The sequence below is a fragment of the Streptomyces qinglanensis genome, from assembly GCF_900111245.1.
Taxonomy (GTDB): domain Bacteria; phylum Actinomycetota; class Actinomycetes; order Streptomycetales; family Streptomycetaceae; genus Streptomyces; species Streptomyces qinglanensis.
The window spans coordinates 20,832-44,200 of the sequence record NZ_FOGO01000012.1; the positions used below are offsets into that span (position 1 = coordinate 20,832).

Sequence of the window (23,369 nt, forward strand, 5' to 3'; positions counted from 1 at the left end):
CGGTCCGGCGCGTGGCCGGGTCAGACAGCGGCTTTCTTCAGTCGGCGCCGTTCACGCTCGGACAGGCCGCCCCAAATACCGAAACGCTCGTCATTGGCAAGGGCGTATTCGAGGCATTCGGAGCGGACTTCACACGCGAGGCAGACCTTTTTCGCTTCGCGGGTGGAGCCGCCCTTCTCGGGGAAGAACGACTCCGGGTCGGTCTGCGCGCACAGGGCGCGCTCCTGCCAACCCAGCTCCTCGTCCGCCTCTTCGACCAGCAGTTGTTGGAACAGCTCGGTCATGTGCGCCCCTCGATCCGTCTCTTCGACCCCGTGATGCTGTCGTTATCGAACCCTCATGAACGACACGAGTGAAATTACAAGTGTGCCGATCCGGGGCAGTCAAGCCGAGATCTGCTATTGAGCCCGTTATTCACCCGGCGGAACCAAGCTTTCGCAGTAAGTGTTCAAATCACTACGAAATATGACACTCGTGCCCGGAGTCGGAGCGTTTTCCCGACTCCTGTATTCAGAACGCGATGACCTGCGGTCACGTTCCGCACCAACCCTCGGATGGCCCTGATCACACTCTGATCACGAAGGCGCAACGGCGTGCAGGCGCAGCTACCGCGGCAGAGTCTCCCGCCCGGGCGGGCGCAAACCTCTCGTCGGCCGAGGGGGCCGGAAGGGGTGAAACATTCGCCACAAACGCGACTACAGGTTGACACCTGGGGCACGGGGGCGCTGTTCTGGAGCGCATGGCAGTGACCTCTGAGACCCGTACGACCCATGGCGCCCCCGCCATGCGGTCTGCCGGAGGTGCGTGCGCGCTCCTCCGTGCCGCCTCTCACGTCCTGGAGCCGCACCGCTGTCGCTGTCCGCGCGGCTGCCACACGCCCTGTTGCTGAGGTGTCGCTGAGGTCCGGCCCGCTCTGATCCGAGCGCCCGCGGCCCACCGTCGAGCAGCCGCTCCGGCGGAGCGCCCACCTCCTCCGCACGCCCCCGCCGCACGCCCCTGCGCATTCCTTCCTTCGCCGCCCCGCCGCGCCCTGCGCGCCCGGCGCGGCTCCGCCCGCCGCCCGGCTCCGGTCGGCCCCGCACAAAGGCACTTCCGCACGTGAACAGCGACCTCGAAATCGCGGGCGATCCGCTCGCCCTCCCCCATCTGCTCCCCGCTCCCCCGGCGCACCCGGCCACCGTCGCGGACTTCGCCGGGCTGATCGGCGCGCTGGCCGCCGACCGGGCCGCCTGGGCGCCGCTGGTGCGCTACGACCCGACCCTGCGCTGGTACCACCGGCTGCGCACCGGCCCCGGCTACGAGATGTGGCTGCTGAGCTGGCTGCCCGGACAGGGCAGCGGCCGGCACGACCACGGGCGCTCGTCCGGCGTGTTCGGCGTGCTCACCGGCGAGCTGACCGAACACGGGCACGGCACGACCGGAGACGGGCGCGCCGCCACCGGGCGCGCCGCCACCGAACACGGGCACGGCGCCACCGGAGACGGGCGCGGCGCCACCGGACACGGCACCCGGGTGCTCCGCACCGGCGCGGTGCGCGTCTTCGCGCCCGGATATGTGCACGAAGTGGTCAACGACGGGCTGGAACCCGTCGTGAGTGCGCACATCTACGCACCCGGACTGACCGAGATGCCCCAGCACTGCTCCAGCCGCCCCGGCGCCGCGCGGCATCCGGCCCAGAAGTCCCCGGCCTGACGCCGTCACGCGGCGTCCCGGCGCCGGGCGGGGCACCTGATGTCGGGGGCGGGCGCCGGGCTGCGAGACTGGTGCCCATGCAGCGCATTGTGGTTCTGGCCGGGGGCATCGGCGGTGCCCGTTTCCTGCGCGGGCTCCGCTCCGCGGTGCCCGACGCGGAGATCACCGTCGTCGGCAACACCGGTGACGACATCCATCTGTTCGGCCTCAAGGTCTGCCCCGACCTCGACACCGTGATGTACACCCTGGGCGGCGGCATCCACGAGGAACAGGGCTGGGGACGGGCCGACGAGACCTTCGCGGTGAAGGAGGAGCTGGCCGCCTACGGCGTGGGCCCCGAGTGGTTCGGGCTGGGCGACCGGGACTTCGCCACCCATATCGTCCGCACCCAGATGATCTCCGCGGGCTATCCGCTCAGCGCCGTCACCGAGGCGCTGTGCGCCCGCTGGCAGCCCGGGGTGAGGCTGCTGCCGATGACGGACGACCGGGTCGAGACCCATGTCCTGATCGACGACCCGGACGCCGGGGACGCCGGCCGGGACGAGGACGGCGGGGACGGGACGGCCGGCCGCAAGGCGGTGCACTTCCAGGAGTACTGGGTCCGGTTGCGGGCCTCCGTGGACGCGCACGCCGTGGTGCCCGTCGGCGCCGACGCCGCCAAGCCCGCACCCGGCGTGCTGGAGGCCGTCGCCGCGGCCGACACCATCCTCTTCCCGCCCTCCAACCCCGTCGTCAGCGTGGGCACGATCCTGGCCGTCCCCGGCATCAGGGAGGCGATCGCGGACGCCGGAGTGCCGGTCGTCGGCCTCTCGCCCATCGTCGGGAACGCCCCCGTGCGCGGCATGGCGGACAAGGTGCTGGCCGCCGTGGGGGTCGAGACCACGGCGGCGGCCGTCGCCGCGCACTACGGCTCGGGGCTGCTGGACGGCTGGCTCGTCGACACCGCGGACGCCGACACCGTGGGGGCCGTCGAGGACGCGGGCATCCGCTGCCGCGCCGTGCCGCTGCTGATGCGCGACGAGGAGACCACCGCGGAGATGGCCCGGCAGGCGCTGGCGCTGGCAGAAGAGGTGCGCGCGTGACAGCGGTGACGGCGGGAGCGCCCGGGCCGAAGGAGTACCCGGAGGCCGCGGCCCCCGCGGAGGCCGACGGTCCCGCGGAAGCCGACGGTCCCGCGGAGGCAGCCGGGCAGGCGGGCCGGGACGGGAGCAGGGCCGGTACCTCGTACGAGGTCTGGGCGCTGCCCGGCATCCCGGACGTGCGCCCCGGCGACGACCTGGTCCGGCTCGTGGCCGACGCGGCGGCGGCGCCCGGCGGGCGGGGGCTGGCGGACGGCGACGTGCTCGTGGTCACCTCGAAGATCGTGAGCAAGGCCGAGGGCCGCATCGTCCGGGCCGACGACCGCGAGGCCGCCATCGACGCCGAGACCGTACGGGTCGTCGCGCGGCGCGGCCCGGCCCGGATCGTGGAGTCCCGGCACGGCTTCGTGATGGCCGCGGCCGGGGTCGACGCCTCCAACACCCCCAAGGGCACCGTACTGCTGCTCCCCGAGGACCCGGACGCGACGGCCCGGCAGCTACGGGACGGGGTGCGGGAGGCGCTGGGGGTCACCGTCGGCGTCGTCGTCACCGACACCTTCGGGCGGCCCTGGCGCGAGGGCCAGACCGATGTGGCGATCGGCGCGGCCGGGGTGCGGGTCCTGGAAGACCTGCGCGGCGGCGTCGACATGTACGGCAACCCGCTGGGCGTGACCGTCACCGCCGTCGGCGACGAACTGGCGGGAGCGGGCGAACTGGTCAAACGCAAGGCGAGCGGGCTGCCGGTCGCGGTGGTGCGCGGGCTGGCCCACCACGTGCTGCCCGCGTCCGGCAGCACGGGGACGGCTGCCGAGCCCTCCGCGGCGCCCGGGGACGAGGCGACGGCCCGGGCGCTGGTGCGCGACGCGGCCGCCGACATGTTCCGGCTGGGCACCTCGGAGGCCGTGCGCGAGGCGGTGACGCTGCGCCGCACCGTGCGGGAGTTCACCGCGGAGCCGGTGGACGGGCAGGCCGTGCGGCGCGCGGTCGCCGCCGCCGTGACCGCACCGGCTCCGCACCACACCACGCCGTGGCGGTTCGTCCTGCTGGAGAGCGCCGAGTCGCGGATCCGGCTGCTGGACGCCATGCGGGACGCCTGGATCGCCGACCTGCGCGGCGACGAGAAGAGCGAGGAGAGCATCGCCAAGCGCGTCAAGCGCGGCGACGTGCTGCGCAACGCGCCCTGCCTGGCCGTGCCCTGCCTGGTGATGGACGGCTCGCACACCTATCCGGACGCGCGGCGGAACGCCGCCGAACGGGAGATGTTCGTCGTCGCGACCGGTGCGGGCATCCAGAACTTCCTCGTCGCACTGGCCGGGGAGCGGCTGGGGTCCGCGTGGATCTCCTCCACGATGTTCTGCCGGGACGTGGTGCGCGAGGTGCTGGACCTGCCCGAGGGGTGGGACCCGATGGGCGCGGTCGCCATCGGCCACCCGGCTGCCCCGCCCCGGGAGCGCCCGCCGCGCTCCGCGGCCGACTTCGTCGTCGAGCGGTGACCTTCCGCTGAGGACCGTCCCGTGCGGCGCCGCCGGTGCCGGTGCCGCCGGGGGTGGTGCCGCCGGGGGTGGTCTCAGGCCGCGGTGGCGGTACCACCGGCGCCGCCGGTACCGCTGTGCCCGCGATCCCTACAGCGGCGCTATGTTCCCCACCGGGAAGCGGGGAGCGCGGCGCGGCATGCGCGGACCGCCCAGCAGGATGAGGCGGCAGGCGCGGTGCCGCTGCCCCTCGTAGGGCGCCAGGAGTTCCAGCATGCCCTCGTCGTCGGTGCCGCGGGCCCCGGTGAGGGCATAGCCGATCAGGCCCGGCAGGTGCAGGTCTCCGACCGTGACGGCGTCCGGTTCCCCGTTCGAGCGCTGCAGGACCTCGGCGGCCGTCCAGGGGCCGATGCCCGGAACGGCCTGGAGCCGGGCCAGCGCCGCGGCCAGGTCCAGGCGGGCCGCCTCCTCCATCCGGCCGGCCCGCTGGAGGGCGCGCAGCACGGCGGCGGAGCGCTTCTGGTCGACTCCGGCGCGGTGCCACTCCCAGGAGGGGATGCGCAGCCAGTCGCGCGGGTGGGGCATCACCCACAGGTGCGGATGCGGCCCCGGGGCGCGCTCGCCGAACCTGCGGACCAGCAGCCGCCAGGCGCGGTACGCCTCCTCGGCGGTGACCTTCTGTTCCAGCACGGAGGGGATCAGCGACTCCAGCACCCGCCCGGTGCGGACGAGCCGCAGCCCGGGGTGACGCCGGTGTGCCTCCCGCGCGACGCCGTGGTGCGGGACGAAGGCGGCCGGGTCGTCCTGCGCGCCGAGCAGCGCGGGCAGTCCGTCCAGCAGCCACCCTGCCCCGGGCCCCCACGCTTCGGCGCACACGGCGCCGCCGTCGGCTTCCCGCCGCCGGGACAGCCGCAGCGTCGCCGGGCCGTCGGGGGTGCGGGTGCCGCGCCAGATCGCACCGTCCTCGGTGCGGTACGTCGGGTCGTACGGACCCCGGCGCAGCACGCGCAGGCTGCCGTGCAGGTCGTACGGGCCCGGCGGGGTCCACGAGCGGGTGAGTGACACGGGCAGCAAGACTACGGGCCGGCACCGACAGCCCGACCGGGCGGCAGTCCGACCGGGCGGCGGTCCGACCGGTGGCCCCCGAGCGTCGGGGGAGCCGGAAGGGGGCCTGATGGAGCCTGCGGAGAGGCCGCGGCTACTGGTCCGAGGAGAAGCGCACCGCCCCGGCCGGTATCCGGGCGTCGCACCACACCCGGATGCCGCCGCGCAGCTCGTTGCCCTCGCCGACGACGGCTCCGTCACCGATGACCGCGCCGTCCAGCACGGTGTCGGCGCCGATGCGGGCGCCCGCGCCGATCAGCGAGTCGCGGATCCGGGCGCCGGGCGCCACCACCGCGCCGTCCAGCAGGGCGCTGCCGTCGATCCGGGCGCCGGAGCCGACCGCCGCCCCCGCTCCGGCGACGGTACCGCCGGTGAGCTTGGCGTCCTGCGCCACGTCGGCGCTCTCCAGGATCAGCCGCTCCCCGCATCGGCCCGGTACGGCGGGTGAGGGCGCACGGCCCAGCACGAGGTCGGCGGAGCCGCGGACGAACGACTCGGGGGTGCCCAGGTCGAGCCAGTAGGTCGAGTCGACCATGCCGTGCAGCGTCGCCCCGGCGGACAGCAGCCCGGGGAAGGTCTCGCGCTCCACGGAGACGGGGCGTCCCGCGGGGATGGTGTCGATGACCGAGCGGGTGAACACGTAGGCGCCCGCGTTGATCTGGTCGGTGACGATCTCCTCGGGTGTCTGCGGCTTCTCCAGGAAGGCCGTCACACGTCCCGAGCCGTCCGTGGGGACGAGCCCGAAGGCGCGCGGGTCGGTCACCCGGGTCAGGTGCAGCGAGACATCGGCCGCGGCCCGGGAGTGCTCGTCGACCAGGGCGCGGATGTCGAGGCCGGAGAGGATGTCGCCGTTGAAGACGAGCACCGGCTCGTCGGGGCCCGAGTGCAGCCGGGAGGCGACGTTGCGGATGGCGCCGCCGGTGCCCAGCGGTTCCTCCTCGGTGACGTACTCCAGGTGCAGGCCCAGTTGGGATCCGTCGCCGAAGTACGGCTCGAAGACCTCGGCGAGGTAGGAGGTGGCCATCACCACGTGGTCGACGCCCGCGGCGCGGGCGCGGGCCAACTGGTGGCTGAGGAAGGGCACACCCGCGGCGGGGACCATGGGCTTGGGGGTGTTCACCGTGAGCGGACGCAGCCGGGTGCCCTTGCCCCCGACCAGAAGGATCGCTTCTGTCACCTGTTGTCTCTGCTTCCTGCCGGGGTCCGCCGACCGCCCTTCGGATGGCCGGCGGACAGTGTATGCAGACGCGTGCGGACGCGGGGGCGGCCCGGTACGGCCGCCCCCGGCAGACGCGCCGAACGGCCCGGCGGTTGCTCCGCTCTGCGCGATCGCCGCGGTCCGGCGCCTGCCGTCCGGCGCCTGCGGTCCGGCGCCCCGGCTGCGGATCAGCGATCCGCAGCCGGTTCAGCGGCCCTGCAGGCGGGCCGCCGCGCTGCGGACGGCGTCGAGCTTCGCGTAGAGCCGGTCGCCGGGGCACTCGGTGACGAACCCGTCCCGATGTCCGGAAACCGTGTGGAAGTGGATCTTCCGCCCCTTCTTGAACTTGCCGCCGCCGGACGTCAGCCAGGTCTTGCCTGCCGGGTCGACGCCGAAGAGCCCCAGCTTCCACGCGGTGAGCCGGGCCAACGCGTCCACGGTGCGTTCGGAGGGCTCCTGTTTGCCGTAGGAGCCGAGGACCGCGATGCCCGTGCTGTCGGTGTTGAACCCGTAGGTGTGGGCTCCCATCACCGGCTTGGCCACTCCCCCGGCCCGCCCCTCGTAGATGGTTCCGCACTTGTCCACGAGGAAGTTGTAGCCGATGTCCCGCCATTTGCTGCTCTTGACGTGGTAGCGGTACATCGCACGGATGATGGAGGGCGCCTGGTCGCACGCGTAGTCGTTGGTCATGGCCGTGTGGTGCACGAAGGCGGCCTTGACCGTGTCGGTGTAGCGGAACTCCGCCTCCCGCAGCTTCTCGTCGGCGCCCCAGCCCGCGCGGGTCACGATGCGCGGGCGGGGCCCGGCGAACGACCCGGCTTCCGGGTACTGGGAGCGGGTCGCCTCCCGGGAGAGGGCGGGCAGCACCCCGTCGCCGGCGCCCTCCGCGGAGTCCGCCCCCACGGAGTCCGCCCCCGCGGAGGGAGCCTCCGCGGGCTCCGCTCCCGCGGCACCGGTTCCGGCCCCCTCCGCCGCCGCACCTGCCGCCGCGCTGTCCCGCTGACCGCCCGCGGACCCCTCCGCCGGGCGGGGCTTCGCGGGCCGGGCGGACTCCGCGGTGTGACCGGACTCCGCGGGCCGGGCGGACTCCGCGGCGTGACCGGGCCCCGCGGCGTGGTCCGGGTCCCTGCCCTGGTCCGGGCTCGCGTCCGGGCCCTGGTCCGGGCCCGGGTCGACCAGTTCCAGGCGGAGCCCGTCGGGCAGGGACCCGCCGTGCTCCGTGTGCTCCGGCAGCACCCGGGCCTCGACGCCGTCGGAAGCGCCGACCCAGAGCGGAGCCGTGGCGCCGCGGGCCGGTCCGCGCGGGCCGCCCCGCCGGGCGTCGACGGGATGGTTCTCCAGGTGCCGCCACGCCGACCAGCGACCGGAGTCCGCGTCGCGGGTGCGGACCTGCACCCGCCCGCGCAGCGGGGTACCGGCCCCCTCCCAGACCACGCCCAGGAGGGAGTACGGGCGGACGGTGCGGGCCGGCACCCGCATTCCGGCGCCGGGCGCCTCCGCCGCGCGGGCGCCGGACTCTCCCTCGGGGGACCCGTCGAAGGAGAGCGACTGGGTGCGGCCCGGGATCGCGGACCCGGAGGAGGCGGAAGCCGCGGGGGACTCGGGGGCCGCAGGAGACTCGGGGGCCGCGGAGGCCGAGGACGGGAGCGCCGGGGACTCCGGGGACGCCGCGGCTGCCGTGGCCAGAGGGGCGAGGGGCAGCAGCAGCGCCGCCGCGCCCACGACACCGACCGTTTGAACACGATTCCGATTCGCACGCATACTTCAGATCATGGACATATATGATCATTCCCGTCTATTGACGCACCGCCAGTTGGGCGCCCGCGTACGCTTGCAGGAATGAACGCTTCCGACCGCACCCCCGCCGACCTGCTGCGGACCGCCCTGTCCGACGACCCGGCACGCCCTCTGCTGACCTACTACGACGACGCCACGGGCGAGCGCGTCGAGCTCTCGGTGGCGACGTTCGCCAACTGGGTGGCGAAGACCGCGAACCTGCTCCAGGACGAGCTCTCGGCCGAACCCGGGGACCGGCTCGCCCTGCTGCTCCCGGCGCACTGGCAGACGGCGGTCTGGCTGCTGGCCTGTTCCTCGGTGGGGGTCGTGGCCGACCTCGGCGGCGACGCCGCTCGCGCCGATCTGGTGGTGTCGGGACCGGACACCCTGGAGGCGGCCCGCACCTGCTCCGGCGAGCGGGTGGCACTCAGCCTGCGCCCCATGGGCGGCCGCTTCCCCCAGCCGCCGGAGGGGTTCGCCGACTACGCGGTGGAGGTGCCCGGCCAGGGCGACCACTTCGCCCCGTACGCACCCGTGGACGCGGACGCCGCGAGCCTGGCACTGGCCGGCGGCGACGAGCTGACAGGCGCGCAGGTCGTGGAGCGGGCCCGGGCGGACGCCGCCGCGCGGGGGCTGGAGCCCGGCGCCCGGCTGCTGTCCGCGCTGCCGTGGGACGGCTGGGACGGACTCAGTGCGGGGCTGCTGGCGCCGCTCGCCGTGGGCGGATCGGTGGTGCTCGCACCCCGCGCCGGGCAGTTGGACGCCGCCGCCCGTCGGCAGCGCGCGGCGGACGAGCGGGTGACGCACACCGCCGGCTGAACACCGGCCCGGCCCCTCCGCAACACCTGAGCCGGATGGTCCGTACAACCTTGCGAGTGATTCGAGCGTCTGTCTTCATGACCGGCACCCGTGCGGGTGTACGCCCTGTACTCCGTGTGCGCCGGTGTCGCCGCCACCCGAGGGATGAACACTCGTGACCGATCCGGGCACCACCGATGCCGATTCCGGCGCGTCCAGTACGGCTTCCGTCCGGACGCGCCGGCGCCGCTGGCCCCGCTGGGCAGCGCTGGGCGCCGCAGTGCTCGTCCTGGCCTCCGCGGCGACCAGTTGGTCCCTCTACCGGAAGCTGGACGGCAACATCCGCACCGACGCGGGCACCGCGCAGGCGCTGGCGCCCTACGAGAAGGAGCGGCCCACTCCGGTGCGCGGCACCCAGGAGGCGCGCAACATCCTCGTCCTCGGCTCGGACAACCGCGGTGACGGCAACGGCGCCTACGGGCACGACGAGGGCAGCCAGCGCTCGGACACCGCGATCCTGCTGCACATAGCCGCCGACGGGCGCGGCGCGACGGGGATGTCGATACCGCGGGACCTGATGGTGGACATCCCCGACTGCCGGAAGCCGGACGGCTCCACCACCGCCCCGCAGTTCGCGCAGTTCAACTGGGCGTTCCAGCGGGGCGGCGCGGCCTGCACCATCCGCACGGTGGAGAAGCTGACCGGCATCCGCGTCGATCACCACCTGGTCGTGGACTTCAACGGCTTCAAGAAGCTGGTGGACGCGGTGGACGGAGTGGAGGTCTGCCTGGCGGAGCCGGTGCACGACCGGGAGGCGAAGCTCGATCTGCCCGCCGGACGGCAGACCCTCGACGGGGAGGACGCGCTCGGCTACGTCCGCGCCCGGCACGGGCTGGGAAACGGCAGCGACACACAACGCATCGAGCGCCAGCAACGATTTCTGGGATCTCTGGTGAAGAAGGTGCGCAGCAATGGAGTTCTGCTGAACCCCACGCGCGCCTATCCCGTGCTGGATGCCGCGACCTCGTCGCTGACCGCGGATTCCGGCCTTGATTCCCTCTCCGAACTGTACGAACTGGTGCGGAGCGTACGCGATATCCCGGAAGACCACATCCGTTTCCTTACGGTGCCCCGGCAGTCGTACAAACTGGACATCAATCGGGACGAGCTGGTACAGCCCGCCGCCGAGGAGCTCTTCACCAAGCTGCGCGAGGACAGCCCGGTGACCGTCGGGGAAGGCGGAGCGAAGAAGAAGGACGGAGAGGAGAAGACGGCCGGGTCGTACCGCGGGACGACGGCGGACCTGGACATCTGCGCGAACACCGCACGCTGAGATTGAGGCGAATTGACCGTTTCCGGCTGCACAGAACTTGTCACCGCCGTCGCTGGCCGCGGAGCCTGCCGGATAGTGTGAGCGCTCCGGTCGGCCCCGGGGCGGCATCAGCAGCCGGTTCTATGGAGGACTTACGCAATCGTGGACGCGCAAGGCCGTGGGCACGCGGGAAATGTCGATCCCGCGGATCAGTGGGTGTTCAACCCGAGCACCGGCAGCTACGAACTGCGACTGAACCCCGACGCCGACGACTCTTCCGGTCGGCCCGGTTCCCGCCGCACTTCCGCACCGCGCCAGAGAAGCGCCTCCCCCGACGAGAGCACCGAAGCGCCCGCCGACTCCGGCAGCGGAAAGCGGCCCGAGGGCCCCGGTGGGGACCGTCCGCGCTCCCGTACGGGTGAGGGCGGCGACGGCACCGGGTCCCGTTCCGCGCGGCGGGCCGAGGCGCGGCTGCCCGCCCAGCGCCGGGCCCGCGCCTCCGAGCGGACCGGTTCCGGTGAGGTACCGGGCAAGGGCGGCGGCCGGGGACGCCGGAAGGCCAAACGCCAGCTCTCCCGGAAGCAGAAGGTGCTGCGCATCGGCGGCGGCACGGTCGGCCTGCTGATGGTCGCGGGCTGCGTCGGCGGCGTCGTCTGGTATCAGCGGCTCAACGGCAACATCAACAAGGTCGATGTCGGCAGGAACAACCCCGCGGTGAAGGACGGCCCGGTCAACATCCTGGTGATCGGAACCGACGCCCGCGAGGGGAAGGGCAACACGGGCTACGGCGACGCGGGAAGCGTCGGCCACGCCGACACCACCTTCCTCTTCCATGTCTCCGAGGACCGCTCCAACGCCACCGCGCTGTCCATCCCGCGCGACATGATCACCGACATCCCGGACTGCGAGACCAAGGAGGAGAACGGTTCCACCAAGGTCATCCGGGGGGAGCAGAACGTCCGCTTCAACACCAGCCTCGGCCAGGAGGAAAGGGACCCGACCTGCACCTGGAACACGGTCGAGGAACTGGTCGGGGTGAAGATCGACCACTTCATGATGGCGGACTTCAACGCCGTCAAGGAACTGTCCACGGCGGTCGGCGGCGTCGAGGTCTGCACCAAGAAGGCGATAAACGACCCCAAGTCGCATCTGAAGCTCAAGGCGGGCAAGCACACCGTCATGGGCGAGCAGGCGCTCGCGTTCGTCCGGACCCGGCACGCGGTGGGCTTCGGCAGCGACCTGGACCGGATCAAGCTGCAGCAGCAGTTCCTCAGCTCGATGATCCGCAAGATGAAGTCCGGGGACACCCTCAGCAGCCCCTCCAAGCTGCTCAAGCTGAGCGACGCCGCGACCAAGGCCCTGACCGTGGACTACGGCATCGGCAGCGTCAAGAAGCTGATGGACCTGGCGAACGACCTCAAGCGGGTCGACATCAAGAACATCACCTTCGCCACGGTCCCGGTCGTCGACAACCCGAACAACAAGGCCACCGTCCTCCTGAACCAGAGCAAGGCCGACCCGCTGTTCAGGATGATCCAGGAGGACAAGTCCCTGACCGGGAAGAACAAGAAGAAGAAGTCGGACAAGCCGAAGGTGGACAAGGCCCCGGCGTCCGAGGTCGACGTCTCCGTGCTCAACGGCGGCGGCCCCTCGGGGGCGGCGGCCGGGACGGTGAAGTGGCTGGTGGACAAGGGCGCGGGCAAGGCGGTCTCCGGCGGCAACGCACCGCAGCAGCTCTCCAGGACCCGGCTGGAATTCACCCCCTCCCAGGAGGGCGCGGCCGCCAGGCTGGCCGACATGCTGAAGCTGCCGGCCTCGGCCCTGAAGAAGACCGAGGGCACGGGTCCCAGCATGAAGCTGACCCTCGGCAAGGACTTCACCGCCCCGGGCGAGTCGGTCGGGGCTCCCGACAAGGCACCGTCCGGGGTCGACAAGGTCAACGCCAACGACAAGAACGTGTGCGCGAAATGACGCAGGCCCCTCCGACACGTCCCACCGGACGCCCGGGGGCAGCACAACAGGAACATCCCCGGGAGGTCCCGTGCGGCACGACGACACCGACGGCGGCGGAGAGACGCAGCGCGGCGTCCCCACCGCCGCCGACCGCGGTTGGGACGAGAGCCTGTACGGGGAGCACCCGGCGGAGCCCGGCCCCCGTGGCGGGCACGCCTCCGCCGCCGTATCCGCACCCGGTGCCGCACCCGCGTCCGGTGCCGGCGGCGGAGGGAGCGGACCGGACGGCGGCGGCGCCTCCGGAGCGGGTGGCGAGGGTCCGGCGGTGAACGGCGCCCCGCGGCGGAGCCGCGGCCGCCGCGTGCTGCGCTGGTCCGCGACCGTCCTCTCGGTGCTCATACTCGCGACCGCGGCAGCGGGCTACTTCTATTACCAGCACCTCAACGGCAACCTGAGCAAGGACGACCTCAACCTCGGGGACAACAAGCTCCACCACTCGGACCCGAACGCCGCGGGGCAGACTCCGCTGAACATCCTGCTGCTGGGCTCCGACTCGCGGGCCTCCAAGGAGAACGTCCGGCTCGGCGGCTCCCGCGCCGACCGCGACCGGCCGCCGCTGGCGGACGTGCAGATGCTGCTGCACATATCCGCGGACCGCAGCAACATGTCCGTCGTCTCCGTACCGCGGGACACCCGGACGACGATCCCCAAGTGCACCGACCCGGACGACGGGAAGGTCTATCCGACGACCACGGACAAGATCAACACCAGTCTCCAGCACGGCGGCCCCGGGTGCACCGTGGCGACCTGGGAAGAGATGACCGGCATCCCGGTCGACCACTTCATGATGATCGACTTCTCGGGCGTGGTCTCCATGGCCGACGCGGTCGGCGGCGTCCCGGTCTGCGTCAAGGAGAACGTGCACGACCCGAAGTCGAAGCTGAAGCTGGAGAAGGGCACCACGGTCATCAAGGGCGAGCAGGCGCTGAGCTGGCTGCGGACCCGGCACGGCTTCGGCGACGGCACGGACATAGGGCGCGCCAAGGCCCAGCACATGTACATGAACGCGATGGTGCGCCAGCTCAAGGCCGGGACGAAGCTGAGCGACCCGGGCAAGCTGCGCGGCCTGGCGGAGTCCGCCACCAAGGCACTCACCGTCGACAAGGGGATCGGCACGGTCAAGAAGCTCTACGACCTGGGCAACGACCTCAAGCAGGTGCCGACCAAGCGGATCACCATGGCCACCATGCCGTGGGAGTACGGGGGCGGTGGCAGCTACGTGGTCCCGAAGAAGGACGACGCGGACCAGGTCTTCTCCCTCGTGCGCAACGATGTGGCGCTCGACGGCAAGGACCGGAAGAAGGCGGAGGCGAGCAAGTCCGCACAGCCCACCGAGCCGTCCCAGCCGAAGGCCGACATCCCGGTCAGTGTGATGAACGGGACCGGCACCTCTCTGCAGCGGCCGGTGACCGGCCGGGCGGGCCAGGTGGCCCAGACCCTGACCGGCAAGGGCTTCGGCCGCGCCGCGACCGACCCGACGCCCCAGTCGCGCGCCGACACCACCGTCCGCTACCCGCGCGAGGAGCTGCGCGGCGACGCGCTGGCCGTCGCCGAAGCGCTCGGCATCCCCGAGCGGCTGGTGAAGCACTCCACGGGCGTGCAGCAGGTCACCCTCGTCATCGGCGCCGACTGGCGGGAGGGCGCGAGCTACCCGGAGAGCGACGGCGGCGGGAAGGCCGACAAGGGCCACCACAAGGCGCCCGAGAGCGCGGACGCCCTGCGGGGCGACGACAAGAAGGCGTGCATGGACGTCAACCCGAACTACACGTGGTGAGGCCCTGAACGTGGTGAGGCACCTCACGTGGTGAGGCCCTCAACAGGGTGGAGCCCTGACGCAGGACCGCGGGATGAGGACCTGCCACCGGATGCCGGACGCGAGTAAGGGGCGCCCTCAGAAGAGGGCGCCCCTTACTGTGCGCTGTGCGCTGTGCGCTGTGCGCTGTGCGCTGTGCGCTGTGCGGCCACGGTCGCGGCCGCCCGCGGCCGCCCCGCTACCGGGTCGCCGGTACCGGCTCGCGGCGGCTGGCGATGACCTTGCGGGCCAGCTTCTTCGGGCTGGTCAGGAAGCCCCAGCCCCAGGACATGTGCATGGTGGCGAGCGCGACCGGGATCTGCGCGCGCGCCGCGAGCGGGAGACCGCGGCCCGCGGGCAGCGAACCGGCCGCTATGGCCGCCAGATAGCCGCCGGGCACCACCAGCGCCCAGGGCGTGAGGGCGGCACCGGCCACCAAGCCCGCCGCGACGGCGCACAGGGCGACCGGCGGGGCCAGGTAGCGCAGGTTGATGGAGCCCGCGTGGTAGCGGGCGACGACGTGCCGCCAGCGGCCGTAGTTGCGGTACTGCTTGGCCAGGGCGCGCACGCTGGGCCGGGGGCGGTAGGAGACCCGCAGCTCGGGCGAGAACCAGATCAGCCCGCCGGCGGAGCGGATGCGGAAGTTCAGCTCCCAGTCCTGGGCCCGGATGAACTCCTCGTTGTATCCGCCCTGCTGCTCCAGCACCTCGCGGCGGAAGACCCCCAGGTAGACCGTCTCCGCCTCGCCTGCGGCCCCGCCGGTGTGGAAGGCGGCGTTGCCCACCCCGACCCTCGAGGTCATCGCGGCGGCGACGGCGTGCTCCCAGGCGTTCTCACCCTCGGCGTGCATGATGCCGCCGACGTTGGCCGCGCCCGTCTCCTCCAGGAGCCGCACGGCCGTGGCGATGTAGTCGGCGGAGAGCATGCCGTGCCCGTCGACCCGCACCACCACCGGATGCCGGGACGCCCCGATGGCGGCGTTCAGCCCCGCGGGGGTGCGGCCCGTGGGGTTGGGCACCGTGCGCACGCGGGGGTCCTCGGCGACCAGCTCGGCGGCGATCTCGTCCGTGCGGTCCGTGGACGGACCCAGCGCGATGACCACCTCCAGCTCACCGTCGTAGCGCTGCTCCAGGATGTGCCGCACAGAGCTGCGCAGGTGCCGTTCCTCGTCGAGTACCGGCATGATCACGGAAACGGGGGGCGGGGCTGCGTCCGCGGAAGGACGTCGGTTCTCGCGAGTCACGGCGCTCACGTTACCGCGATCGGGCGAACGCTCCGCACACACGCGCCCCACGGCAGGGGGCTCCGGGAACGGGACGGCGTGTACGCACGATCCGGAGATCGTACCGGCATACAGTGTGGGAACTTCACGTCACCTTATTGTCACTCTAGGTATTGTTCCTGTTCTTCTCTCGCGGAAGGCGGCCACCCTTGCCCCGACGCGCCTCCTCCCCCCACAGAAGCCCGCACAGAAGCCCCCACGGCAGTCCTCAGGGAACTCGCAAGCGTCCCGGCAGGAGCCGCAGCCGGGGCCGCCGCCGCCCGAGCTGGAGCCGTCCGGGCCCGCGCTGGGGCCTGCGGATCGCCACGGGTGCCTCCGTGCTGCTGCTGGCCGCCGGCGGGGTCGGCCATGCAATGGTGACCGGGCTGAGCGCGGACGTGCGCAGGGTCGATCCGTTCGACGACCTCGACACCGACAGCCGCCCCAAGGGCGACAACGGCGTCAACTTCCTCGTCGTCGGAACCGACCGGCGGGACGGGGTCTCGGCGATCCAGAAGGAGCGGTACAACCTGGGCGGCTCGGCCTGCGACTGCACGGACACGATGCTGCTGGTGCACCTCTCCGGCGACCGGGACCGCGCCACCGTCGTCAGCCTCCCCCGCGACACCTACACCGAGCTGCCGCCGCACAAGGACCGCGCCACCGGCAAGCGGGTGGCCGGGCGGCCGGCCAAGCTGAACGCCGCCTACACCGCCGGCGGTGCCCCGCTGACCGTGCGGGCGGTGGAGAAGCTCACCGACGTGCACGTCGACCACTACCTGGAGGTCGACTTCACCAGCTTCATGAGCACGGTGGACGTCCTGGGCGGCGTCCGGGTCTGCACCACCCGGCCGCTCAAGGACAGCTACTCGGGGCTGGACCTGCCCAAGGGCACCACCAAGCTGAACGGCGGCCAGGCGCTGCAGTACGTGCGGGCCCGGCACCTGGACGGCGGCTCGGACCTGAGCCGGATGAAGCGGCAGCAGCACTTCCTCGCCTCGGTCATCTCCCGGGCCACGGACACCGGGGTCCTGATGAACCCCGTGCGCTTCAACAAGGTGGCCGCCACCCTGCTGGAGTCGGTACGCGCCGACCCCGGATTCGGCACCGAGCAGATGATGGCACTGGGCCGGGCGATGCGCGGCTTCAGCCTCGCCTCCTCGGAGTTCGCCTCCGTGCCGCTGTCCGACGTCGACCACCGGGTGCCCGGACTGGGCTCCACCGTCGAGTGGGACCGGCCCAGGGCGGCGAAGCTGTTCGCGGCCCTGCGCGCGGACCGGCCGCTCTCCGCACCCGCCGCACCCGACCCCGCGGCGTCCACCCCCGCAGCGTCGGACCGGGCGTCCGACCCGGCAGCGTCCGACCCGGCAGCGTCGGGCCGGGCGGCGTCCGACGGGGACGCGTCCGAGCAGGAGGGCTCCGGCAGGGACGAGAAGCCGCGGGTCGAGGTCGCCCCGCGCGACATCCGCGTCGAGATCGCGAACGCCACGGGCCGCCGCGGGCTCGGGGCACGGATCGACCGGGAGCTGCGCGGCACCGGGTTCGCCACCACCGGCGCGCCCTCCAACGCCCGGCACGCCGAGCACACCCGGACGACCATCGTCTACGACCCGCGCTGGGACCGCTCGGCCCGCTCCCTGGCCGCGGCGCTCCCGGGGGCGAAGCTGGTGAAGGCCCCGCACCGCGGCGCCCGGATGAAAGTCACGGTCGGCGACCCGGACCAGCGCGTACGGCCGGTACGCGCCCCCGCCGCGCACGGCACTCCGGACGAGGCCCCGATGCGTGGGGACGAGGCCGACTGCGGATGAGCCCGCGGCCCGGGACCGGCCCCGCGCGGCTGCCGGGCGCGGGGCTCAGTCCGGGGAGCGGCTGGCGCGCAGTTCCTTGATGGCGCGGCGGCGGGCCAGCCGGTGGGTCCGGCGGATCTGCGCCTCCTGGTAGCGGCGCCGGTCCTTCTCGGTCTCCGGTATCACCGGCGGCACGGAACGCGGCTTGCCGTCCTCGTCGATCGCCGCGAAGACGAGATAGGCGGAGCCGACCTGGGTGGCGGGCGTCGACTCGTTCCAGCGCTCCGCCAGCACCCGCACACCGACCTCCATGGAGGTCCGGCCGACCCAGTTGACCTGGGCCTTCACATGGACGAGGTCACCCACCCTGACCGGTTCGAGGAAGACCATCTCGTCCATCGAGGCGGTGACGGCAGGGCCCTCCGAGTGGCGCCCGGCCACGGCCCCGGCCGCGTCGTCGGCCAGCTTCATGATCACCCCGCCGTGCACGGTCCCGAGCAGGTTGGTGTCACCCGCGGTCATGATGTGGGAGAGGGTGGTCCGGGAGGCGGCCGTCGGCTTGCCCGGGAGCTCGCCGTGCGCCGTGTGCGCCTGGTGGTTCATGTGCACCACCTTATGCGCGCGGAGGAAGCCCCTCAGAACCCGGCATTCTGCATCAGAACTGCTACAGCCTTCCCCCGAAGTGGTACCCGCCCTGTGTTCCTCCCCCGGAGTGCAGGCACACTGCGGGACATGAATCAGTGGCCCGATGGTTGGACCGACAGCTCGCGGGGCCGGGAAGGTCGTGGCCGCGGCGCGCCCCGGCCCGACCCCACACGTGTCATGCCCCATACATCGGCTCCCGGCGTGCCCCCGCAGACCCGGGGCTCCGGGCAGGGCGGCCCGGGGTACGGTCCGGGTGGCCACGACGCGCGCTACGGACAGCCGCAGGACGGCTACGACTCCGGCTACAGCGAGGGCCAGGTCTACGGCGGCGGCCGCGGCGGCGACTACGGCGACCGCCCCCGCCCGGACTGGCGCCGTCGCACCAAGTGGACACTGCTCACCCTGGTCGTCGTGCTGCTGGTGTGGTCGGTCGGCACCTACTTCTGGGCGGACTCCAAGCTGCGCCGCGAGGTGGACCTCAGCATCGTCGAGGACCGTCCCGACGCGGGCGACGGGACCAACTATCTGATCGTCGGCTCGGACAGTCGCGAGGGGATGAGCGACGAGGAGCGGCAGAATCTGCACACCGGCGGGCCCACCGACGGCGGCCGCACCGACTCGATCATGATCCTGCACGTCGGCAGCAACGGGAACACCATGGTCTCGCTGCCCCGCGACTCGAACGTCGAGGTGCCGTCCTACACCGGCTCCGAGTCCGGCAAGAAGTACCCGGCCAAGGGCCGCCACACGAAGATCAACGCGACCTACGCCGAGGACGGCCCCACGCTCCTGGTCCGGACCGTCGAGCACAACACCGGACTGCGGATCGACCACTACGCGGAGATCGGCTTCGGCGGGTTCGCCAAGATCGTGGACGCGGTCGGCGGTGTGGAGATGGACATCCCCCGCGACATCAAGGACAAGAAGTCCGGCGCCGACTTCGAGAAGGGCAAGCAGACCCTCGACGGCCGGGAGGCGCTCGCCTTCGTCCGCACCCGGTACGCGCTGCCCGGCAGCGACCTGGACCGCACCAAGAACCAGCAGAAGTTCCTCGCCGCGCTGGCGAACCAGGCCGCGACCCCCAGCACCGTGCTCAACCCGTTCAAGCTCTACCCGACGATGGGCGCGGGTCTGGACACCCTCAAGGTGGACAAGGACATGAGCCTGTGGAACGTCGCCTCGATGTTCTGGGCGATGAAGGGCGTCTCCGGGGGCGACGGCACTTCCATGAACATGCCGATCTCCGGTTCGACGCCGAACGGCAACCTGCAGTGGGACCGGGCCAAGGTCAAGAAGCTCGTCGACCAGCTCAACAACGACGAGAAGGTGACGGTGACCTCCGACCGCTGAGGCGCACCCCTGCGGCGCACCCCTGGGGCGACCGCCGCGGCGGCCACCCCACGGCACACAGGACGGCCAGGCTCCCGGAAGCGGGGCCTGGCCGTCGTCGTTCCGCTCTGCGGCAGGCGGGTCAGCGGGCGGCCACCCGGCCGCTCAGTGGTCGCACAGGCACAGACAGAAGGGGTGCCCCGCCGGGTCGAGATAGACGCGGAAGTCCCGCGTGCCGTCCGCGTCGTCCTGGATGAGCCGGGCGCCCAGCGCCAGCACCTCCCGCTCGGCCTCCTCCAGGTGGGCCCGCGGCACGTCCAGGTCGAGGTGGAGCTGCTGGGAGTGCTCCCCGCTCGGCCACTGCGGCGGGACGAACCCGGACGCCTCCTGGAACGCCAGCCGTCTGCGGCCGTCGGTGTCCAGCACCTCCGCCCACGTGCTGTCGCCGCCCGGATCCACCGTCCAGCCCAGCATCCGGGCATAGAAGTCCGCCAGCCGCAGGGGGTCGGGGCAGTCGAGTACGACTACGCCCATCGTGGGGATGGCCATCGTGATTCCTCTCTCCGCTGCTCGGCAACCACCGCTCGACCGCCGCAGACGTTACCGCCAGAGGGCTGCATGGGGTAACAGCCCGAGTTACCCCATGATGGGTGAAGACCGGTAACGTCACAAGAGTGGGAGACAGAGAAGCACCCGAGTCCCTCCGTCTGGTGCAGAAGTTGGTGAACACCCTCGACATCGAATCCGGCACCGACGGACTGGCCTCCCCGGCGGACCTGACCCGGTTCGCCGACGACCAGGGGCTGGCGCGGTACCGGCTCGGCGCGGCCGACCTGGCGGAGCTGCGCGAGCTCCGGGAGGCGCTGCGCGCCGCCTGTACGGCCCACACGGGCGCGGCGGTCCCGCCGGAGGCGGCCGAGGCCCTGGAGCGGCTGCTGGGCGCGGCGCCGCTCGCGCTGCGGCTCGGCCCCCGGGGTGAGGCGGTGCTGCGGCCCGCACCCGGCCTGACGGGCCTTCCCGCCCTCGCGGCCCACCTGGCCGCCCGCATCGCCACCGCGGCGGGCGAGGGCACCTGGCAGCGGCTGAAGGCGTGCGAGGCGCACGACTGCCGCTGGGTCTACTACGACCGCAGCCCCGCGGGCCGCAGCCGCTGGTGCAGCATGGCCGTCTGCGGGAGCCGCGCCAAGATGCGCACCTACCGCGCCCGGCGCGGCTCCTAGCGGCCGGCGGAGGCCCGTGACCGCGCCTCCGGGCACGGAGGCGCGCTCCACGAGCCTGCGGACCGGCCCGGCCGGCCCTCACCGAGACGGTCCGGCCCGGCCTGGCGCAGCCCGGCCCCGGCCCGGCCGCGCGCGGTCAGGCCCCGTGGGCCGCCGGGGTCACGCGGTGGGGCGGCCGAGTGCGCGGAAGAGCCAGCCGGACTTGCGCCAGAGCGCGGAGTCCAGGGTGTTGCGGCCGTCGAGAAGATGGCGGGAGGCGACGACGTCGCCCAGCGCGGCCGGGTCGAGCTCCTTGAACTCCGGCCACTCCGTCAGATGCAGCACCACATCGGCGCCGTGTGCGGCGTCCAGCGCGCTGTCCGCGTAGCCCAGCGTGGGGAAGACGGCCCGCGCGTTCTCCATGCCCTTGGGGTCGTAGACCGTCACCTGGGCACCCTGGAGGTGCAGCTGCCCCGCGACGTTGAGCGCGGGCGAGTCGCGTACGTCGTCGGAGTCGGGCTTGAAGGTGGCGCCCAGCACGGCGATCCGCTTGCCGAGCAGCACCCCGCCCAGCGCGTCCCGGGCCAGCTCGACCATCTGGGCGCGGCGCCGCATGTTGATGGAGTCGACCTCGCGCAGGAAGGTGAGCGCCTCGGAGGCGCCCAGCTCGCCGGCGCGGGCCATGAAGGCGCGGATGTCCTTGGGCAGGCAGCCGCCGCCGAAGCCGATCCCGGCCCGGAGGAACTTGTGGCCGATGCGGTCGTCGTGGCCGATGGCCTCGGCGAGCTTGACCACGTCGCCGCCCGCGGCCTCGCAGACCTCGGCCATGGCGTTGATGAAGGAGATCTTCGTGGCCAGGAAGGAGTTTGCCGCAGTCTTGACCAGCTCGGCCGTCGGGAAGTCGGTCACCAGGAAGGGGGTGCCCTCGGCGACCGGCTGCGCGTACACCTCGCGGAGCAGCGCCTCGCCGCGCGGCCCGCCGACCCCGACGACGATGCGGTCGGGGTGGAGGGTGTCCTTGACGGCGAAGCTCTCCCGCAGGAACTCGGGGTTCCAGGCCAGCTCGGCCTCCTGACCGGCGGGCGCCAGCTCGGCGATCCGGGTCGCGAGCCGCTCGGCGCTGCCGACCGGGACGGTGGACTTGCCGACGACGAGCGCGGGCCCGTGCAGATGCGGCGCGAGGGAGTCGACCGCGCGCTCGACGTAGCTCATGTCGCAGGCGAACTCGCCGTGCTTCTGCGGGGTGTTGACGCACAGGAAGTGCACGTCGCCGAAGGCGCCCAGCTCCTCCCAGGAGTCGGTGAAGCGCAGTCGCCCGGTGGAGCCCTCGACCCCGGCGACATGTGCGCGCAGCAGCTCCTCCAGCCCCGGCTCGAACATGGGCGCCTGCCCCTGCTCCAGCTTGCGCATCTTCTCCGGGACGACGTCCAGCCCCAGCACCTCGAACCCCAGTTCGGCCATGGCGGCCGCGTGGGTGGCGCCGAGATAGCCGAGGCCGATCACGGTGATCTTGGGCGAGGCCATGCGATGAGCTCCTTGGGACGGCAGAACGCTGTCCGCGAGCATAACGGGACCCCTCCTGTCGCGAACCTCACGTACCCCCGAGGCGCCGACGGCCACTAAAATTGGGGTTACTTAACGGTAATTAGCAATCCCGGGGCACCCGGCACGACAACCGAGGCAACCAGCAGCCCGTGGCACCCCAGGCATTCCGCATCCTCTCGAAGGAGTGAGACACCTTGGCGTCTGATTTCGACCTCTACCGGCCGTCCGAGGAGCACGAGATGCTCCGCGACTCGGTGCGCGCGCTCGCCGAGGCGAAGATCGCGCCGCACGCCGCCGAAGTGGACGAGGAGGCGCGGTTCCCGCAGGAGGCCCGGGACGCCCTGGTCGCCAACGACCTGCACGCGGTGCACGTACCCGAGACCTACGGCGGCGCCGGGGCCGACGCACTGGCCACCGTCATCGTCATCGAGGAGGTCGCCCGGGTCTGCGGCTCCTCCTCCCTCATCCCGGCCGTCAACAAGCTCGGCTCGCTGCCGGTGATCCTCTCCGCCTCGGAAGAGCTCAAGAAGCGCTACCTGACGCCGCTGGCCAAGGGCGACGCGATGTTCTCCTACTGCCTGAGCGAGCCGGACGCCGGATCCGACGCGGGCGGCATGAAGACCAAGGCCGTGCGCGACGGGGACCACTGGGTCCTCGACGGCGTCAAGCGCTGGATCACCAACGCCGGGGTCTCCGACTACTACACGGTGATGGCCGTCACCGACGCCGAGAAGCGCACCAAGGGCATCTCCGCGTTCGTGGTGGAGAAGGACGACCCGGGCGTCTCCTTCGGCGCCCCGGAGAAGAAGCTGGGCATCAAGGGCTCCCCCACCCGGGAGGTCTACCTGGACAAGGTGCGCATCCCGGCCGACCGGATGATCGGCGCCGAGGGCAGCGGCTTCGCCACCGCCATGAAGACCCTCGACCACACCCGCATCACCATCGCCGCACAGGCCCTGGGCATCGCCCAGGGGGCGCTGGACTACGCGAAGGGGTACGTCCAGGAGCGCAAGCAGTTCGGCAAGCCCATCGGCGACTTCCAGGGCGTGCAGTTCATGCTGGCCGACATGGCCATGAAGATCGAGGCCGCCCGGCAGCTCACCTACGCGGCCGCCGCACGCTCCGAGCGGGTCTCGGAAGGCAGCGAGAAGGAGGACCTGACCTTCTTCGGCGCCGCCGCCAAGTGCTACGCCTCGGACGCCGCCATGGAGATCACCACCGACGCCGTCCAGCTCCTCGGCGGCTACGGCTACACCCGCGACTACCCCGTCGAGCGGATGATGCGGGACGCGAAGATCACCCAGATCTACGAGGGCACCAACCAGGTGCAGCGGATCGTGATGGCGCGGAACCTGCCGTAGCGGATT

The 23,369-nt window shown here is 72.4% G+C and carries 19 protein-coding genes; 11 read left to right on the plus strand and 8 right to left on the minus strand.

Features of this window, described 5'->3' with window-relative positions; translation table 11 throughout:
- Positions 1-20: 20 nt before the first annotated feature.
- Positions 21-284, minus strand: coding sequence for a WhiB family transcriptional regulator (locus tag BMX65_RS22945; protein WP_004952403.1), 264 nt, complete (start codon positions 282-284; stop codon positions 21-23).
- An 814-nt stretch (positions 285-1,098) separates the two neighbouring features.
- Here BMX65_RS22945 and BMX65_RS22950 point away from each other — a divergent pair.
- The 3 genes from BMX65_RS22950 (at position 1,099) to BMX65_RS22960 (ending at position 4,264) form a co-directional block, all read left to right on the plus strand.
- Positions 1,099-1,692, plus strand: a complete 594-nt coding sequence (locus BMX65_RS22950; RefSeq protein WP_075002252.1) for a cysteine dioxygenase — start codon at positions 1,099-1,101, stop codon at positions 1,690-1,692.
- 77 nt (positions 1,693-1,769) lie between these two features.
- On the plus strand, positions 1,770-2,774 hold the full coding sequence (gene cofD, locus BMX65_RS22955; RefSeq protein ID WP_075002253.1) for a 2-phospho-L-lactate transferase: 1,005 nt from the start codon (positions 1,770-1,772) through the stop codon (positions 2,772-2,774).
- Positions 2,775-2,932: 158 nt separating this feature from the next.
- Positions 2,933-4,264 (plus strand): coenzyme F420-0:L-glutamate ligase, encoded by a 1,332-nt coding sequence (locus BMX65_RS22960; RefSeq protein WP_239502266.1) that lies wholly within the window; start codon positions 2,933-2,935, stop codon positions 4,262-4,264.
- Between the two features lie 129 nt (positions 4,265-4,393).
- On the opposite strand, the gene BMX65_RS22965 is transcribed toward BMX65_RS22960, so the two are convergent.
- The 3 genes from BMX65_RS22965 to BMX65_RS22975 all read right to left on the minus strand — a co-directional run bounded on the left by BMX65_RS22965 (position 4,394) and on the right by BMX65_RS22975 (position 8,306).
- On the minus strand, positions 4,394-5,308 hold the full coding sequence (locus BMX65_RS22965) for a DNA-3-methyladenine glycosylase family protein (RefSeq protein ID WP_075002255.1): 915 nt from the start codon (positions 5,306-5,308) through the stop codon (positions 4,394-4,396).
- A gap of 133 nt (positions 5,309-5,441) precedes the next feature.
- Positions 5,442-6,524 (minus strand): mannose-1-phosphate guanylyltransferase, encoded by a 1,083-nt coding sequence (manB, locus tag BMX65_RS22970; RefSeq protein WP_075002256.1) that lies wholly within the window; start codon positions 6,522-6,524, stop codon positions 5,442-5,444.
- 228 nt (positions 6,525-6,752) lie between these two features.
- On the minus strand, positions 6,753-8,306 hold the full coding sequence (locus tag BMX65_RS22975; RefSeq protein WP_075002257.1) for an N-acetylmuramoyl-L-alanine amidase: 1,554 nt from the start codon (positions 8,304-8,306) through the stop codon (positions 6,753-6,755).
- 78 nt (positions 8,307-8,384) lie between these two features.
- On the opposite strand from BMX65_RS22975, the gene BMX65_RS22980 reads away from it, so the two are divergent.
- From BMX65_RS22980 to BMX65_RS22995, 4 genes are all read left to right on the plus strand, one after another.
- Positions 8,385-9,140, plus strand: a complete 756-nt coding sequence (locus BMX65_RS22980; protein WP_075002258.1) for a TIGR03089 family protein — start codon at positions 8,385-8,387, stop codon at positions 9,138-9,140.
- Positions 9,141-9,294: 154 nt separating this feature from the next.
- Positions 9,295-10,452, plus strand: a complete 1,158-nt coding sequence (locus tag BMX65_RS22985) for an LCP family protein (RefSeq protein ID WP_075002259.1) — start codon at positions 9,295-9,297, stop codon at positions 10,450-10,452.
- Positions 10,453-10,593: 141 nt separating this feature from the next.
- Entirely contained in the window at positions 10,594-12,402 is a 1,809-nt protein-coding gene (locus BMX65_RS22990) for an LCP family protein (protein ID WP_075002260.1), read from the plus strand.
- Positions 12,403-12,472: 70 nt separating this feature from the next.
- A complete protein-coding gene (locus BMX65_RS22995; RefSeq protein WP_075002261.1) occupies positions 12,473-14,218 on the plus strand; it encodes an LCP family protein in 1,746 nt (581 codons plus the stop codon).
- A 217-nt stretch (positions 14,219-14,435) separates the two neighbouring features.
- Here the strand turns inward: BMX65_RS22995 and BMX65_RS23000 are convergent, their stop codons facing one another.
- Positions 14,436-15,479 (minus strand): glycosyltransferase family 2 protein, encoded by a 1,044-nt coding sequence (locus BMX65_RS23000; protein ID WP_275435246.1) that lies wholly within the window; start codon positions 15,477-15,479, stop codon positions 14,436-14,438.
- Between the two features lie 356 nt (positions 15,480-15,835).
- Here BMX65_RS23000 and BMX65_RS23005 point away from each other — a divergent pair, with 356 nt between their 5' ends.
- A complete protein-coding gene (locus BMX65_RS23005; protein WP_079172040.1) occupies positions 15,836-17,305 on the plus strand; it encodes an LCP family protein in 1,470 nt (489 codons plus the stop codon).
- Positions 17,306-17,350: 45 nt separating this feature from the next.
- On the opposite strand, the gene BMX65_RS23010 is transcribed toward BMX65_RS23005, so the two are convergent.
- A complete protein-coding gene (locus BMX65_RS23010; protein WP_075002263.1) occupies positions 17,351-17,887 on the minus strand; it encodes an acyl-CoA thioesterase in 537 nt (178 codons plus the stop codon).
- A gap of 129 nt (positions 17,888-18,016) precedes the next feature.
- On the opposite strand from BMX65_RS23010, the gene BMX65_RS23015 reads away from it, so the two are divergent.
- Entirely contained in the window at positions 18,017-19,279 is a 1,263-nt protein-coding gene (locus BMX65_RS23015) for an LCP family protein (RefSeq protein WP_075002264.1), read from the plus strand.
- Positions 19,280-19,423: 144 nt separating this feature from the next.
- Here BMX65_RS23015 and BMX65_RS23020 read toward each other — a convergent pair whose 3' ends face one another.
- Positions 19,424-19,807 (minus strand): VOC family protein, encoded by a 384-nt coding sequence (locus tag BMX65_RS23020; protein ID WP_075002265.1) that lies wholly within the window; start codon positions 19,805-19,807, stop codon positions 19,424-19,426.
- 125 nt (positions 19,808-19,932) lie between these two features.
- Between BMX65_RS23020 and BMX65_RS23025 the strand changes: the two genes are divergently transcribed.
- Positions 19,933-20,478: a CGNR zinc finger domain-containing protein gene (locus BMX65_RS23025; RefSeq protein ID WP_075002266.1), complete on the plus strand. Its 546-nt coding sequence runs from the start codon at positions 19,933-19,935 to the stop codon at positions 20,476-20,478.
- 159 nt (positions 20,479-20,637) lie between these two features.
- Here BMX65_RS23025 and BMX65_RS23030 read toward each other — a convergent pair whose 3' ends face one another.
- Complete coding sequence (locus BMX65_RS23030) at positions 20,638-21,981, minus strand: UDP-glucose dehydrogenase family protein (RefSeq protein WP_075002267.1); 1,344 nt, start codon at positions 21,979-21,981, stop codon at positions 20,638-20,640.
- Between the two features lie 215 nt (positions 21,982-22,196).
- On the opposite strand from BMX65_RS23030, the gene BMX65_RS23035 reads away from it, so the two are divergent.
- Entirely contained in the window at positions 22,197-23,363 is a 1,167-nt protein-coding gene (locus BMX65_RS23035) for an acyl-CoA dehydrogenase family protein (protein WP_275435245.1), read from the plus strand.
- Positions 23,364-23,369: the final 6 nt, after the last annotated feature.

Excerpts from the sequence above, each read along its gene's own strand:
- BMX65_RS22945 (WP_004952403.1), bottom strand. The coding sequence starts at position 284 with ATGACCGAGCTGTTCCAACAACTGCTGGTCGAAGAGGCGGACGAGGAG.
- cofD (WP_075002253.1), top strand. The coding sequence starts at position 1,770 with ATGCAGCGCATTGTGGTTCTGGCCGGGGGCATCGGCGGTGCCCGTTTC.
- BMX65_RS22975 (WP_075002257.1), bottom strand. The coding sequence starts at position 8,306 with ATGCGTGCGAATCGGAATCGTGTTCAAACGGTCGGTGTCGTGGGCGCG.
- BMX65_RS22980 (WP_075002258.1), top strand. The coding sequence starts at position 8,385 with ATGAACGCTTCCGACCGCACCCCCGCCGACCTGCTGCGGACCGCCCTG.
- BMX65_RS23010 (WP_075002263.1), bottom strand. The coding sequence starts at position 17,887 with ATGAACCACCAGGCGCACACGGCGCACGGCGAGCTCCCGGGCAAGCCG.
- BMX65_RS23015 (WP_075002264.1), top strand. The coding sequence starts at position 18,017 with ATGAATCAGTGGCCCGATGGTTGGACCGACAGCTCGCGGGGCCGGGAA.
- BMX65_RS23020 (WP_075002265.1), bottom strand. The coding sequence starts at position 19,807 with ATGGCCATCCCCACGATGGGCGTAGTCGTACTCGACTGCCCCGACCCC.
- BMX65_RS23030 (WP_075002267.1), bottom strand. The coding sequence starts at position 21,981 with ATGGCCTCGCCCAAGATCACCGTGATCGGCCTCGGCTATCTCGGCGCC.